The following is a 14,154-nucleotide window of genomic DNA, read 5'->3' on the forward strand; positions in this document are numbered from 1 at the left end:
ACTCCAAAACCGCGCTCAGCGATAAACCGGGAAGTCCGCGCACAGGGCCGAAACCTGCTCGGCGACATTGGCCTCGACATCGGCATCGCCGAGGTTGTCGAGGATGTCGCAGATCCAGCCGGCCAGCGTGACGCACTGGGTCACCTTGAAGCCGCGCGTGGTCACCGCCGGGGTGCCGATGCGCAGGCCGGAGGTTACGAACGGCGACTGTGGATCGTTCGGGACAGCGTTCTTGTTCACAGTGATGTGGGCGCGACCGAGTGCTGCGTCCGCGTCTTTGCCGGTGAGGCCCTGACGGATCAGGCTGACCAGGAACAGGTGGTTATCGGTGCCGCCGGACACTACATCGTAGCCGCGTTTGATAAACACGCCGGCCATGGCCTGGGCGTTGTCGATCACTTGTTGTTGGTAAACCTTGAAGCCAGGCTCCAGCGCTTCCTTGAAGCACACCGCTTTACCAGCGATCACGTGCATCAGCGGGCCGCCCTGGGCACCCGGGAAAACGGCCGCGTTGAGCTTCTTCTCGATTTCTTCGTTGGACTTGGCCAGGATCAGGCCGCCACGTGGACCGCGCAGGGTCTTGTGCGTGGTGGTGGTCACCACATCAGCGTACGGCAGCGGGTTCGGGTACAGGCCGGCAGCGACCAGACCGGCGACGTGCGCCATGTCGACGAACAGCAGGGCACCGACCTTGTCGGCGATCTGGCGGAAGCGTGGGAAGTCGAGGGTCTTGGAGTAAGCGGAGAAGCCGGCAACGATCATCTTCGGCTTGCACTCGACGGCCAGGCGCTCGACTTCGTCGTAGTCGATCAGCCCGGTCTTGGTGTCGATGCCGTACTGCACGGCGTTGTACAGCTTGCCCGAGGACGACACTTTGGCGCCGTGGGTCAGGTGACCACCGTGGGCCAGGCTCATGCCGAGGATGGTGTCGCCCGGCTGGATCAGGGCCAGGTAAACGGCGCTGTTGGCCGAAGAGCCGGAGTGTGGCTGGACGTTGGCGTAATCGGCACCGAACAATTGCTTGGCGCGTTCGATGGCCAGGGCTTCGACCTTGTCGACGTGCTCGCAGCCACCGTAGTAGCGCTTGCCCGGATAGCCTTCGGCGTATTTGTTGGTCAGGCCACTGCCTTGCGCTTCCATGACGCGTTTGCTGGTGTAGTTCTCTGACGCGATCAGCTCGATGTGATCTTCCTGGCGTTGCTCTTCGGCATTCATCGCCGCCAGCAGTGCATCGTCGTAACCCTGGATCTGGTCTTGCTTGCTGAACATCGCGTCTCTCCCAGCGGCATCTATGCGCCATTCGTCTCGGTAAGGCACTGGTGTTTCGACAGTGCCCTTTGATGCCGATGGTATGACCGGCGCAGACAGGCCAAATGCCTACGGACGCCACGCAAAGGTGCGTTTACGACATGAGCCGAAATGCCTGACCGGACACGGTCCCCGAACCACCAAGGATCCCTGTGGGAGCGAGCCTGCTCGCGAAGGCGGTGTGTCGGTAAACATCCATGCTGCTGACACACCGCCTTCGCGAGCAGGCTCGCTCCCACAAGGGTCAGGTGGCGATTTGGCGGACGAGTAACAGCAGGAAAAAATGCAGGGGATACAGGGCATACGCCCAACGCCGCATCGGCGGTGGATGAATGCCTTTGGCATGTCGCAAAAGCGCCATTCCCAACAATGGCGCAATCAGACAAGCGGCAATACCCGGAATCGCAGCACTGTTGCCCAGCTTCGCAGCATCAATCAGCACCCGCCACTCATTGGCCGCCAGACACACCAGCCCCGGTAGCAGCGCGAAATACCAGGGACGCCGGATCACCAGCAACATCGCCAGCGGCAACAACACCCCGAAGAAACCAAACATCAGTCGCTCCGGGAACACTGCTGCCAGCGTCAAAGCGGCAACCGCCAGCAGTCGCGATTGCAACGTCGGGTGCTGCCAGCCCCGCGCGACCAACAGCCCAAGCGCCAGCGTAGGCAACACGTTCAACGTCTCGGGATCAGGAATGTACAGCCTGTAAGGGATCTCGCTGATGGCACTGAACAGCAGTAACCAGCCCAGATACCGCCACTGATGTGTAACTTCCCGTGCACGGGAAACATTCACCGCCATCGCCAGACAGAACCACGGAAATGCCAGCCGCCCCGGCACATACAGCAGATCGACGGAATAACCGACATATCGCAGGTGATCGAGCACCATGCTCAACAGCGCCAGCCACTTGAGCAGATCCAGTGCCCCATCCCGTTGAGTCATGTGCATAATTGCCCGTCGTCTTTGTATTTTTCTGTCAGACGCATCGCGTGTGCTCCCCGGATGATCTTCGGTAAAGTGCGCACCATCATTGACCACGAGTCGCTTCACCATAAGCGTCTCGACCACGGAAAGCAGGGCCATGACCGATAAGAGCCAACAATTCGCCAGCGACAACTATTCCGGTATCTGCCCTGAAGCCTGGGCCGCCATGGAACAGGCCAACCACGGCCACCAGCGCGCATACGGCGACGATGAATGGACCGCTCGCGCGTCCGACGACTTCCGCAAACTGTTTGAAACCGACTGCGAAGTGTTCTTCGCCTTCAACGGCACCGCCGCCAACTCGCTGGCCCTGTCGTCGCTGTGCCAGAGTTACCACAGCGTGATCTGCTCGGAAACTGCCCACGTCGAAACCGACGAATGCGGCGCACCGGAATTCTTCTCCAACGGTTCAAAACTGCTGATCGCCCGCACTGAAAACGGCAAGCTGACCCCGGAATCGATCCGCGAAGTCGCTCTCAAGCGCCAGGATATTCACTACCCGAAACCGCGCGTCGTGACCCTGACCCAGGCCACCGAAGTCGGCAGCGTCTACACCCCGGAAGAAATCCGCGCCATCAGCGCCACCTGCAAAGAGCTGGGCCTGAACCTGCACATGGACGGCGCGCGGTTCTCCAATGCGTGTGCGTTCCTCGGTTGCTCCCCGGCAGACCTGACCTGGAAGGCCGGCGTAGACGTGTTGTGCTTCGGCGGCACGAAAAACGGCATGGCGGTGGGTGAGGCGATTCTGTTCTTCAACCACAAGCTGGCGGAAGACTTCGACTACCGCTGCAAACAGGCCGGGCAACTGGCCTCGAAAATGCGCTTCCTCTCGGCGCCCTGGGTCGGGATTCTGGAAAACGACGCCTGGCTCAAATATGCCCGCCACGCCAACCGCTGCGCGCAGTTGCTGGCCGAACTGGTGAGCGACATCCCGGGCGTGGAACTGATGTTCCCGGTACAGGCCAACGGCGTGTTCCTGCAACTCTCGGAACCGGCCATCGCCGCATTGACCGCCAAGGGCTGGCGCTTCTACACCTTCATCGGCAACGGCGGCGCACGCTTCATGTGCTCGTGGGACACCGAAGAAGAACGCGTACGCGAGCTGGCCGCCGACATCCGCGAAGTCATGGCCCGCTAAGCAGCAATCCAATCCCCTGTGGTGAGGGGGCTTGCCCCCGTTCGGCGGCGGAGCCGTCGTAAACCAGCCAATGCGGTCTGCCTGATAGACCGCATTCTCAGTATTTAGGGCCGCTACGCAGCCCAACGGGGGCAAGCCCCCTCGCCACAGTAAGCGCGCCTACCTGAAGACATCGTCTACATTGTCTGCGAGCGGTTTCAATCCGCTCTCATAACAATAATCAGGAGCGCACGCATGTCCTTGAAAGGCAAAACCCTGTTCATCACTGGCGCCAGCCGCGGGATCGGTCGGGAGATCGCGCTACGCGCGGCGCGTGACGGGGCCAACATTGTGATTGCGGCCAAAAGCGCCGAGCCGCACCCGAAGTTGCCGGGCACGATTTTCAGCGTGGCGCAGGAAGTTGAGGCGGCGGGCGGCAAGGCACTGGCCTTGCAGGTGGATGTGCGTGACGAAGACGCGGTACGAAACGCGCTCGCCCAGGCTAACGAACATTTCGGCGGCATCGATGCGCTGATCAACAACGCCGGCGCAATCAAGCTGACCGGAGTTCAACACATCGAACTCAAGCGCTTCGACCTAATGCACCAGATCAACACCCGCGCCGTTTTGCTATGCAGCCAGGCTGCCCTGCCCTATCTGAAAAAAACCGGTGGGCACATTCTCAACCTGTCGCCGCCGCTCAATCTGGCCACCCAATGGTTCGCCCAGTACAGCCCCTACACCGTGACCAAATACGGCATGAGCATGCTGACGATTGGCATGAGCGAAGAATTCAAGAATTACGGCATCAGCGCCAATTCGCTATGGCCACAGACCATGATCGCCACCGCCGCCATTGAGTTTCAGCTTGGATCTCGGGAATCGTTCAAGCATGCGCGAACGCCCGAGATCATGGCCGATGCCGCCCACGTCATTCTGGACAGCAGCGGTCGCACCATCACCGGGCGATTGCTGATTGATGAGGAGATTCTGCGGGAGCATGGCGTGACCGAATTCGATCACTACCGCTTTGAGCCCGGCACCCATGACAAGCTGATGCCGGATCTGTTTGTGGACTGAAACACAAACCACTGTGGGAGCGAGCTTGCTCGCGATGAGGCTGGACCATTCAACATTGATATTGACTGGTCCACCGCTATCGCGAGCAAGCTCGCTCCCACAGGTTTTAGAACTCGATACGTACGTCGCCCTTCGGCACGCTGCAGCACGACAGGATGAACCCTTCGGCTTCGTCTTCCTCGGTGATCCCACCGTTGTGGTCCATCTCGACCTCGCCACCCAGCTTCATCACCTTGCACGTACCGCAAATCCCCATCCCGCACGCTTTCGGAATCAACAACCCAAGCTTGGCCGCAGCCGCGTGCACCGTTTCACCCGGCGCCACACGAATGCTTTTGCCGGACGCGGTGAATTCCACCTGATGCAGGTCCGCCACATCGACTTCCGGTGCATCCGCCGCTTGCTCGGCTTGCTCCACGGCGTCGGCGCGCGCTTCCGGTGGCGTCGCACCGAACGATTCCTCGTGGTAACGCGACATGTCGAAACCGGCGGTCTCGAGCATGCGTTTCACCGCGTTCATGTACGGCGTCGGGCCGCAGCAGAAGACTTCGCGCTCGAGGAAGTCGGGCGCCATCAATTCGAGCATCTTGTGGTTCAGGTAGCCGCGATAACCGGCCCACGGCTCACCCAGACCGTGCTTCTCGCAGATCAGGTGCAGGCTGAAGTTATCGATCCGCGACGCCATGTGTTCCAGTTCGCGGTGGTAAATGATGTCTTTGGGCGAGCGGGCGCTGTGGATAAACACCATGTCGACGTTGCCGTTGGTGTCGTAGAACCAGCGCGTCATGGACATGACCGGCGTGATGCCGACGCCGCCGCTGAGGTAGAGCACCTTCGGTGCGGTGAAGTCCATGGCGTTGAACAGCCCGACCGGGCCGTGCACCGCCAGTTCCTGACCTTCATGCAGGGTGTCGTGCAGCCAGTTCGAGACCTTGCCGCCGGGCACGCGCTTGATCGTCACCGAGAAGCTGTAAGGCACCGAGGGCGAGCTGGAAATGGTGTAGGAGCGCATGATCGGCACGCCGTCGATTTCCAGCTCCAGGGTGACGAACTGCCCCGGCTTGAAAAAGAACAGGATCGGCTGGTCAGCCATAAAGCAGAAGGTGCGCACATCCCAGGTTTCCTGGATGACTTTGACGCAACGGACGATGTGTCGACCATTGGCCCAGGTCTGGGTCGTTACCGGATTCAGGAAGCTGTTGGACATGCTGTTCTCCACCGCCGATGCTCGGCCTTATGTTGGCGATTCTGCGTAACGTGCGAACCACCCATTTACCTATCTGCGACATTCACATACTTATCGCGACCAAGCCCCAACTACCGGGGGTTGCGCGTCGGGAACAGAGTGGGCCATGTCGCTCGTAGATAAGGTTCTGGCCAGCGCCGGCCCCACACTCGCTCCACACAACGACAGTTTCTTTACACCTTGCGTAGCAAACCTGATTAGCCACTTTCGCCGGCCACACAGAATGGCCTTGAGGATTAAATGATGGACGTCACCACTACCCTGAGCCTGGGCGATCCACTGGAACCCGCACGCAAGGCCACCGCACAGATGCTGCAAGAGCGCGAGCGTACGTTCTCGCTGCCGCAGCCGTTTTACTCTGACGAGCGGCTGTTTGATATCGACATGCAGGAAATCTTCCAGAAAGAGTGGTTGATCGCCGGCATGACCTGCGAGATCCCGACCAAGGGCAACTACCTGACCCTGCAAGTCGGCAAGAACCCGATCATCGTGATTCGCGGCGCTGACGGCGTGGTGCATGCTTTCCACAACGTCTGCCGCCACCGCGGTTCGCGTCTGTGCACCAGTGAAAAAGGCAAAGTCGCCAAGCTGGTCTGCCACTACCACCAGTGGACGTATGAGCTGGACGGCCGCCTACTGTTCGCCGGCACCGAAATGGGCGCCGACTTCGACATGAAGCAGTACGGCCTCAAACCGGTGAACGTGAAGACCGCCGGTGGTTACATCTTCATCAGCCTGTCGGAGAATCCGCCGGCCATTGATGACTTCCTGTCGACGTTGAGCCATTACATGGAACCGTACGACATGGAAAACACCAAGGTGGCGATCCAGACCAACCTGTACGAAAAAGCCAACTGGAAACTGGTGCTGGAAAACAACCGCGAGTGCTACCACTGCAACGCGTCGCACCCGGAGCTGTTGAAATCCCTGCTGGAATGGGACGACGTCACCGACCCGCGCGCCGACCAGGCCTTCAAGGACCACGTCGCCGCCTCCGCCGCTGCCTGGGAAGCCGAGAAGATCCCTTACGCCCACGCCAGCTTCGGCCTGCGCAACCGCATCGTGCGCATGCCGCTGCTCAAAGGCACCGTGTCGATGACCATGGACGGCAAACAGGGCTGCGCCAAGCTCATGGGCCGCATCAAGAACCCGGACCTGGGCTCGATGCGCATCCTGCACCTGCCGCACTCGTGGAACCACTGCATGGGCGACCACATCATCGTCTTCACCGTGTGGCCGATCAGCGCTCAGGAAACCATGGTCACCACCAAGTGGATCGTGCACAAGGATGCGGTCGAAGGCGTGGATTACGACGTAGAACGCATGCGCAAAGTGTGGGATGAAACCAACAACCAGGACCGTCGACTGGCGGAAGAAAACCAGCGCGGCATCAACTCCACGGCGTACCAGCCTGGCCCGTACTCCAAGACGTATGAGTTTGGTGTGGTGAACTTTGTGGACTGGTACAGCGAGCGTCTGCTGAGCAACCTCGGAGCCGAGCCTGCGCCTTACCTTAAAGGTGTTCCTGTTCAAGGCTAAGTCAGAAGCTTCGCGAGCAGGCTCGCTCCCACAGGGGATTTGTGAACGACACAAATCAAATGTGGGAGCCTGCTCGCGAAAGCGCCCTCTCTATCAGCACATCCATCCGTGATTCCCCTCTCCCACTCATAACTGTACGAAATATGATCTATTCCGTTCAGAGCTATGCCCCGCGCACCTTCCAGCCTTCCACAAACAAGTTATCCACACCTCCACCCACAGCTATTGGGGACAAGTGTGGTTTTACGCAAAACTTTCTCCACAGAAACCGAAGAAAATCCGTGACTTATCCAGAAGCCCGGTTTTGAGCAGCCGCTGATTGTTTTTTGATCGAAAGCTTACAGGGCACGTTCGGCGTGGCTTGCAGAGGATGGCAAACACCTTATCCACAGAAGCGCCAACAGACTTTGGGGGCAACTTCTGCGGTTCTGTGGAAAACCGCCGGAAGCCGCGATAAATCGGGCATTGCGCGACGTTCAAGGGGCCAAACTTGTGATTTGATCGTTTTTCAACCAAAAGCCTGAACGACCCGGTTTACATGGCCTGTAGAGGTTAGCAAACATCTTATCCACAGAAGCGCCAACAGAGATTGGGGGCAAGTATTGAATAGCGGCAAACCTTATCCACCGCAAAAAGCGTGAAAAAACCGCAGGTTAGGCTGGTTGTTTTTTGTACGCAGGCTCGTAGCCCTTGATTTGTATGGGGTGCAGCGAGGGGCGAACACGTTATCCACAGAAGCACTAACAGGCTTTGTGGCTAAATCAGATTTTATTCAGGCACGAGCGACCCGATAGCGTGTCCAGGTTCAATTCATAATCATTGAATACCCGCCATCCGAGCAAAATCGAAGGCACGTACTGCCCGGCCACCAACGACGGAGGGATGGTGAAGCCTGGATAGTATTTGTAGGTGATTGCCCGGATGTCGCCAGACAAATCCAGCTCGCCCTTGAAGGTCTCGTGGCGCGAGTTTTCGGCGACGTGAACAGGCAAGTCACCGGGCGAGGCCGACGTCAGGTAATCCACATTCCCGGTGTCCAGAATCGCCAACGTCGCCCGACGATCCAGCCGCGCGGCGACGGTCAGTCGTTGATTGATGTCCGCACGCGAATAGCTAACCGGCGAATCGCACCGCGCGGGAGGTTCCGCGTTGAGTTCCAGAGTCTTTTTCGTGAGCTTCAAACGCCCCAACTTGCCGACCAGATCCAGGCCCAACAAGTTATCCCGGTCGCTGACAAACACCAGGACGTTCCTGAACTCGTTCCCGCCGACCTTCAACGATTGAAGGACCCCGAGTTTGGCCGACAGGTCATGCTCCCCATAAAACGTGCTGTAGCCGTAATGGGAGTCGGTTAACAGCGTGATGCCCATGCGTTTCGCGGTTTCGGCGTTGACCCGGGTTTGCGGTGCGCCGGTATCGACAATAAAGCGCGAGGAGACGCCGTTGGCCGCTTTGACGTCGATGTACGGCAGCACTTCGTCCGTGACATAGCCTTCACTGGGGCGTGGATAAACCGTTAGCACTTCATGGCGTTTGGTGCTGGACACCGAAAAATCGCCGGTCGCGCGCAGAGTCGCAATCGATTGACGGCCAAACATGGAAAACAGCACGTTGAGTTCGGGGTCAATCGCGATGGCCCGGGCATGGCGGCGCTTGATTGCCAGATAGTAATCTGGCAATTGATTGGCGGCTTTGGCCTCGAACATTCGGGCGAACACGGACACTGAACAGTTGAGGTTGTTCGTGGCGTCCACCACCTTGTCGCACTGCTGGCGCAGTTGGGCCAAGGAGGCTGTTTGCCCTTGGTCCGACTCTAACCACTGATAAAAATCCTGATCGGATTCAGTACTGGCAGCCGCCATCAACCCGGCAGGCACGCACATTACCCCGCAGAGCAACCAGGCCGCACGCCAACGCAACGCCTTCATGTTCAACCCACGCCTATAAACGGGTTTTATGACTCAGCGCTGAACGTCTGAAAGCTCCGTGAACCGTGCTGCACCCTTAACCAGCGCACAGCAAAACTGTAGTTCACCGAGTGGTATGGCGGGAGGCAGCCCTACGGCCGGTACATCAGATAGGCTTCACCCGTGACCCCAATCATCGGGTGGGGGGTGATCTGGCAGGTGTCGACGATACGGAAGCCGTGCCGCTCATAAAACCGCCGGGCACCAGTGTTGGCGGCGTAGTCGATCAGGCTCAGGCCATTGAGCCCCAACTGATTGGCTCGATCGTAGGCGAAAGCGAGGAACTGCTTGCCCAGGCCCTGATTTCGCCACCCCTCATGCAGCGCCAGGCTGGAAATGTAGAGGGTGTCGGGGATTTCCATTGTGGCGTACGGCGCCAGCACCGGGTCGGTGACGGGCGCCGCCATCGGGTCATGACGCATCACGTAGCTGTGCATCATGCCGATGACTTCCCCGTTTGCCTCGGCGATCAGGCAATTCTGCCAGGAGAAGTCCACACCGTCGCGGGCATAGCGCAGGGCGCCAACGTCCAACAGGTCCTGGCCGGGCTCGGCTATCTGGCTCCAGATGTAATCCGCAGCGCCCTCTGATGAAATCTGGAACAAGCGAGCAATCTCCCGCGCATCCGCGCGCAGGGCCGAACGAAATTCAACGGTCATTATTTCCCCATAAATGTCGGTAACACGAACATCCTGTGGGAGCGAGCCTGCTCGCGAAAGCGCTGTATCAGTCGCCGGAGATGTTGACTGACCCACCGCTTTCGCGAGCAGGCTCGCTCCCACATTAGATTTGTGTTGATACCTGTTAGCGGACCACGCCTTCTTCGATCAGTAACTTGAGAATGGCCTCGGCACCCGCTTGCGCCGTGACGCCTTTGAGCACCTGCCCGCCGCCGCCACTGGCCTTGGCTGTGGCCGCTTTCATCCGGTCTGCGCCGCTCTTGGCCTTGATCACCTTGAGGCGTTTAGGCCGAGGTTTGGCCGGTTGCAACGCGGCGACCGCCAGCAGTTCATCGTCGATCACTTCGACTTCATCGGCTTGCAGTACACCGCGTCGAGCCGGGCCGTAGGCGCTTTGCCGAGGCTTCGGCGCAGCGTTATCCACCGTCGCGAGAAACGGCAGGCGTACTTTCAAGCGACGTCGCTGGCCACGCGGCAAGGCTTGCAGCACCAGCGCCGAATGGCCGTCGATGGATTCCACTTGCGCCAACCCGACCACCAGCGGCCAGCCGAGGCTTTCCGCCAGCAAGAACGGCAACATGCCCGAGCCTTCACCGGTTTCGGCCTGACTGCCGGTCAATACGACTTGCGCCCCCGCATCGCGCAAATAAGCGGTCAACGCCGGCAAGGCATCCGCGCCTGATGGCTGTTCCAGCACATGCAACTGTTCCAGCCCCATACCCAGATAAGCGCGCAGCGCCGGCTCCGCGACGTCGCCGGCATGCAGCACTTGCAGGTTATCCCCAGCCAGTTGCAGGCCCAGTTCCACTGCTCGCGCATCCTGCTCCGCGCGACGTGGCCGGCCGGAAGTCGGGTGGGCCCCGATGGACACCAGGCTGATGATTTTCGTGCTCATAACCCTTTCCTTCCCTTAAGCCGCATCGCGCTTGGCGTCGTTGCGGTAAGCCGCTACCGCGTCGATCAAGGCTTGAAGAATCTCGGCGCTCTCGCCGATCACCGACAGGTCGGCCCGTTTGATCATGTCGCAGCCAGGGTCGAGGTTGATCGCCACCACCTTGTCGCAGGCACCGATGCCTTGCAGGTGCTGGATCGCCCCGGAAATCCCCACCGCCACATAAACCCGTGCTGTGACCCAAGTGCCGGACGCGCCGACCTGACGGTCGCGCGCCATGAACCCATCGTCCACCGCCACTCGGGACGCGCCTTCGGTGGCGCCCAGTGCTTCGGCGGTCCTGTGGAAAAGTCCCCAGTCCTTGACCCCGTTGCCGCCGGAGAAGATGAACTCGGCCTCGGCCATCGGAATCGCCGCCGGGTCCACCGCCACCGCGCCCAAATCTTCGATGCGCGACAGGCTGCGAACCACGGCTGTGGATAACTCCACCGGCAGTGCTTCGTGACGGGTTTCGCTGACCGGTTCGGCGCATTCGGCAGCGGCCAGAATCAAGCGTGCAACCGGGCGCGCAAGGTCTTGCAAACCCGCACCGGCGCGACCGATGCATTCCTGATCCTTGACCTGCCAGACCCGCGTGGCCGGGCGTTCGCCCAGTGCAGCGGCAAAGCGTCGACCGAGTTCACCGCCACCGCTGCGACTGTCCGGCAGCAACCAATGACGCGGACTGAACTGGTTATCCACAGCCCGCAGGCCCTGGACCCGTTGCTCCGGTGCATAACCGCTGAATTCATCGCCTTCCAGCACCAGCAAGCGATCAACACCCGCCGTCGCAAAGGCGTTTTCCTTGTGTTCGCCAAAGACCACGGCCAACACCGCGCCATCCTGGCCGGCCAACTGACGGGCCAGCCCGAGCAAGTCGCGGTCGTGGCTGCTCAAGCGGCCGCCGACCATGTCCGGCACCACGCTGATGTAGAACGCTGGTGCCGACACTTGATGCAGCGGCAATTGCACTTCAACGGCTGCCGTACGTTTGGTCGCCCCGCCCTGCTGAGCGCCGCTGCGGTCAATGCGCTTGATGCCGTTGGGGCCGATAAAACCGATGCCGTGCAGATTCTTGCGGATGACGCCGTTGGGGCCCATCCAGCTGTGTTGCGCCGGTTGCATGGCCGCGTGCAGCGGGTGCAAGCGGTTACGGGCAATCCATTCGGCGCGGGGGTCGCGGCGGATAATGTCGCTCATCAGTGGGCCTCCGCAGGTTCACGCTGGGCTGGCGTGGTGGGTTTGCTCGGCGCTGCGTCTTCGAGCAACGCGTCGGCCACCAGTTCGGCGATGTCCTTGATCAACGGACGCGGTTCGACCACGCCCTCCAGCATCGCGGTGCATTGTGGACAACCCACGGCCACCAGTTCGGCGCCGGTTTCGCGGATGTCTTCCATGCGCATGTCGGGGATCCGCTGCTTGCCCGGAATGTCGGTGATCGGCGCGCCGCCACCGCCGCCGCAGCAGCGCGAACGGAAACCGGAGCGTTGCATTTCTTTCACTTCAATCCCGAGGGCGCGCAGCACTTCACGCGGCGCCTCGTATTCGCCGTTGTAACGGCCGAGGTAGCACGGATCGTGATAAGTCACGCTGCTGCCTTTGTGCTGGCCGAGGTTCAGGGCGCCAGCGCCGATGATTTCCGCCATGTAGGTGCTGTGGTGCTGCACGAGGTAGTTGCCGTCGAAGGCGCCGTACTCGTTTTTCAGCACGTGGAAGCTGTGCGGGTCGCAGGTGACGATGCGGTTGAAGCTGTACTTGGCCAGGGTCTGGATGTTGCGTTTGGCCAACAGCTGGAATGTTGCTTCGTCGCCCAGACGTCGGGCCACGTCACCGCTGTCACGTTCTTCGAGGCCAAGCACCGCGAAGTCGACCTTGGCCGCTTTCAGCACTTTGACGAAGGCGCGCAAGGTGCGCTGGTTGCGCATGTCGAACGCACCGTCGCCGACCCAGAACAGCACGTCGACGGATTTCTTTTCGCTCATCAGCGTGAGGTTCAAGTCCGCCGCCCAGTTCATCCGCCCGCCCGGCGCGAAACCGCCGGGGTTGTCGGTGGCGATCAGGTTTTCCAGGACTTCGGCGCCCTTGTTCGGGGTCGCACCTTTTTCCAGGGTCAGATGGCGGCGCATGTCGACGATGGCGTCGACGTGCTCGATCATCATCGGGCACTCCTCGACGCAGGCGCGGCAAGTGGTGCAGGACCACAGGGTTTCGGCGTCCACCAGACCGTTGACGATCGGTTGATGCGGATTGCCGGCGTGTTCGCCGATGGCTTTACCTGGATACGGGCTGCCGGCGAATTTCGCATCGGTGCCACCGGCCAGGCCGACGACCATGTCTTGAATCAGCTTTTTCGGGTTCAGCGGCTGGCCAGCGGCGTAGGCCGGGCACGCGGCTTCGCACTTACCGCACTGCACGCAGGCGTCGAAACCGAGCAGTTGGTTCCAGGTGAAATCCTTGGGTTTTTCCACGCCCAGCGGCGCTGTCGGGTCGTTCAGGTCCAACGGTTTCAATCCGGTGGAACGACCGCCATTAAAACGTTCGGCGCGACGGTGCCAGGCCAGGTGCAGCGCACCGGCGAAGGCGTGCTTCATCGGCCCGCCCCAGGTCATGCCGAAGAACAGTTCACTGACGCCCCACAGCACACCGACGCCGAGGATCGCCGCCACCAGCCAACCACCGAAGTTTTCCGGAAGGATGCCGGCGACCGGCAGGGTCAACAGGAAGAACGATGCCGAGAACGCCAACAGGCTTTTCGGCAGGCGCATCCACGGGCCTTTGGACAGGCGCGCCGGCGGGTTGCGTCGACGCAGGTAAACGAAGATCGCACCGACGAACATCACGGCCGTCATTAACAGCAGTGCATAACCGAGGATGCGGTTATGCAGGCCGAAACCGTGCACCAGAATCGCCAGCACGATGGACGCCACTGCACCACCGGCCGTGGCGACGTGGGTGTTGGCGATGTATTTGTCCCGCGCGACCACATGGTGCAAGTCGACCATGTAACGCTTGGGCATGGCGAACAGGCCGCCGATCAGGTCGACTTTCGAAGCCCGGCCCCGGCGCCACATGGCCACCCGCCGCAACGCGCCCAGGACGGCAAGGCCCAAGGCAGCGAACAACAGGATTGGAAGAAGGGTGTTCAACATGGTGGAGCTCCCAAAGACCGCAGGGTCTTGCAGGCCAAACTACCTGGATGCCTTGCCCGACTCCTGTGGGAGCGAGCCTGCTCGCGAAAGCGGTGGGTCAGTCGACATCAATGGCGGCTGACAGATTGCATTCGCGAGCAGGCTCG

At 60.5% G+C, this 14,154-nt stretch carries 11 protein-coding genes; 3 read left to right on the forward strand and 8 right to left on the reverse strand.

Annotated features, from left to right (window positions below):
* Nucleotides 1-15 precede the first annotated feature (15 nt).
* Entirely contained in the window at nt 16-1,269 is a 1,254-nt protein-coding gene (gene glyA, locus ACWKV5_RS23240) for a serine hydroxymethyltransferase (protein ID WP_483843148.1), read from the reverse strand.
* A 283-nt stretch (nt 1,270-1,552) separates the two neighbouring features.
* On the reverse strand, nt 1,553-2,263 hold the full coding sequence (locus tag ACWKV5_RS23245) for a TraX family protein (RefSeq protein WP_483843149.1): 711 nt from the start codon (nt 2,261-2,263) through the stop codon (nt 1,553-1,555).
* Nucleotides 2,264-2,396: 133 nt separating this feature from the next.
* Here ACWKV5_RS23245 and ACWKV5_RS23250 point away from each other — a divergent pair, with 133 nt between their 5' ends.
* Together ACWKV5_RS23250 and ACWKV5_RS23255 are read left to right on the forward strand one after the other, a co-directional pair.
* Nucleotides 2,397-3,437: a threonine aldolase family protein gene (locus ACWKV5_RS23250; protein WP_483843150.1), complete on the forward strand. Its 1,041-nt coding sequence runs from the start codon at nt 2,397-2,399 to the stop codon at nt 3,435-3,437.
* 234 nt (nt 3,438-3,671) lie between these two features.
* Nucleotides 3,672-4,496 (forward strand): SDR family oxidoreductase, encoded by an 825-nt coding sequence (locus ACWKV5_RS23255; protein WP_483843151.1) that lies wholly within the window; start codon nt 3,672-3,674, stop codon nt 4,494-4,496.
* Nucleotides 4,497-4,602: 106 nt separating this feature from the next.
* On the opposite strand, the gene gbcB is transcribed toward ACWKV5_RS23255, so the two are convergent.
* Nucleotides 4,603-5,703, reverse strand: a complete 1,101-nt coding sequence (gene gbcB / locus ACWKV5_RS23260; RefSeq protein ID WP_123434641.1) for a glycine-betaine demethylase subunit GbcB — start codon at nt 5,701-5,703, stop codon at nt 4,603-4,605.
* 282 nt (nt 5,704-5,985) lie between these two features.
* Here gbcB and gbcA point away from each other — a divergent pair, with 282 nt between their 5' ends.
* Nucleotides 5,986-7,281, forward strand: a complete 1,296-nt coding sequence (gene gbcA, locus ACWKV5_RS23265; protein ID WP_483843152.1) for a glycine-betaine demethylase subunit GbcA — start codon at nt 5,986-5,988, stop codon at nt 7,279-7,281.
* 761 nt (nt 7,282-8,042) lie between these two features.
* On the opposite strand, the gene ACWKV5_RS23270 is transcribed toward gbcA, so the two are convergent.
* The 5 genes from ACWKV5_RS23270 to dgcB form a co-directional block, all read right to left on the reverse strand.
* The gene (locus ACWKV5_RS23270) at nt 8,043-9,209 is read right to left on the reverse strand and encodes a retropepsin-like aspartic protease (protein WP_483843153.1); all 1,167 of its coding nucleotides are present in this window, start codon (nt 9,207-9,209) and stop codon (nt 8,043-8,045) included.
* Between the two features lie 131 nt (nt 9,210-9,340).
* The gene (locus tag ACWKV5_RS23275) at nt 9,341-9,907 is read right to left on the reverse strand and encodes an N-acetyltransferase family protein (protein WP_483843154.1); all 567 of its coding nucleotides are present in this window, start codon (nt 9,905-9,907) and stop codon (nt 9,341-9,343) included.
* Nucleotides 9,908-10,052: 145 nt separating this feature from the next.
* Nucleotides 10,053-10,823, reverse strand: a complete 771-nt coding sequence (etfB, locus tag ACWKV5_RS23280) for an electron transfer flavoprotein subunit beta (protein ID WP_483843155.1) — start codon at nt 10,821-10,823, stop codon at nt 10,053-10,055.
* 15 nt (nt 10,824-10,838) lie between these two features.
* Nucleotides 10,839-12,059, reverse strand: coding sequence for an electron transfer flavoprotein subunit alpha (gene etfA / locus ACWKV5_RS23285; protein ID WP_483843156.1), 1,221 nt, complete (start codon nt 12,057-12,059; stop codon nt 10,839-10,841).
* Nucleotides 12,059-14,008, reverse strand: a complete 1,950-nt coding sequence (gene dgcB, locus ACWKV5_RS23290) for a dimethylglycine demethylation protein DgcB (protein ID WP_483843157.1) — start codon at nt 14,006-14,008, stop codon at nt 12,059-12,061. Before dgcB ends, etfA begins: the two co-directional genes overlap by 1 nt.
* Nucleotides 14,009-14,154 lie beyond the last annotated feature (146 nt).

The sequence above is a fragment of the Pseudomonas oplopanacis genome, assembly GCF_057128725.1.

What these genes read in the sequence shown, in the direction of transcription:
- glyA (WP_483843148.1), bottom strand. Translation starts at nt 1,269, where the DNA reads ATGTTCAGCAAGCAAGACCAGATCCAGGGTTACGACGATGCACTGCTG.
- ACWKV5_RS23245 (WP_483843149.1), bottom strand. Translation starts at nt 2,263, where the DNA reads ATGCACATGACTCAACGGGATGGGGCACTGGATCTGCTCAAGTGGCTG.
- ACWKV5_RS23250 (WP_483843150.1), top strand. Translation starts at nt 2,397, where the DNA reads ATGACCGATAAGAGCCAACAATTCGCCAGCGACAACTATTCCGGTATC.
- ACWKV5_RS23255 (WP_483843151.1), top strand. Translation starts at nt 3,672, where the DNA reads ATGTCCTTGAAAGGCAAAACCCTGTTCATCACTGGCGCCAGCCGCGGG.
- gbcB (WP_123434641.1), bottom strand. Translation starts at nt 5,703, where the DNA reads ATGTCCAACAGCTTCCTGAATCCGGTAACGACCCAGACCTGGGCCAAT.
- gbcA (WP_483843152.1), top strand. Translation starts at nt 5,986, where the DNA reads ATGGACGTCACCACTACCCTGAGCCTGGGCGATCCACTGGAACCCGCA.
- ACWKV5_RS23270 (WP_483843153.1), bottom strand. Translation starts at nt 9,209, where the DNA reads ATGAAGGCGTTGCGTTGGCGTGCGGCCTGGTTGCTCTGCGGGGTAATG.
- ACWKV5_RS23275 (WP_483843154.1), bottom strand. Translation starts at nt 9,907, where the DNA reads ATGACCGTTGAATTTCGTTCGGCCCTGCGCGCGGATGCGCGGGAGATT.
- etfB (WP_483843155.1), bottom strand. Translation starts at nt 10,823, where the DNA reads ATGAGCACGAAAATCATCAGCCTGGTGTCCATCGGGGCCCACCCGACT.
- etfA (WP_483843156.1), bottom strand. Translation starts at nt 12,059, where the DNA reads ATGAGCGACATTATCCGCCGCGACCCCCGCGCCGAATGGATTGCCCGT.
- dgcB (WP_483843157.1), bottom strand. Translation starts at nt 14,008, where the DNA reads ATGTTGAACACCCTTCTTCCAATCCTGTTGTTCGCTGCCTTGGGCCTT.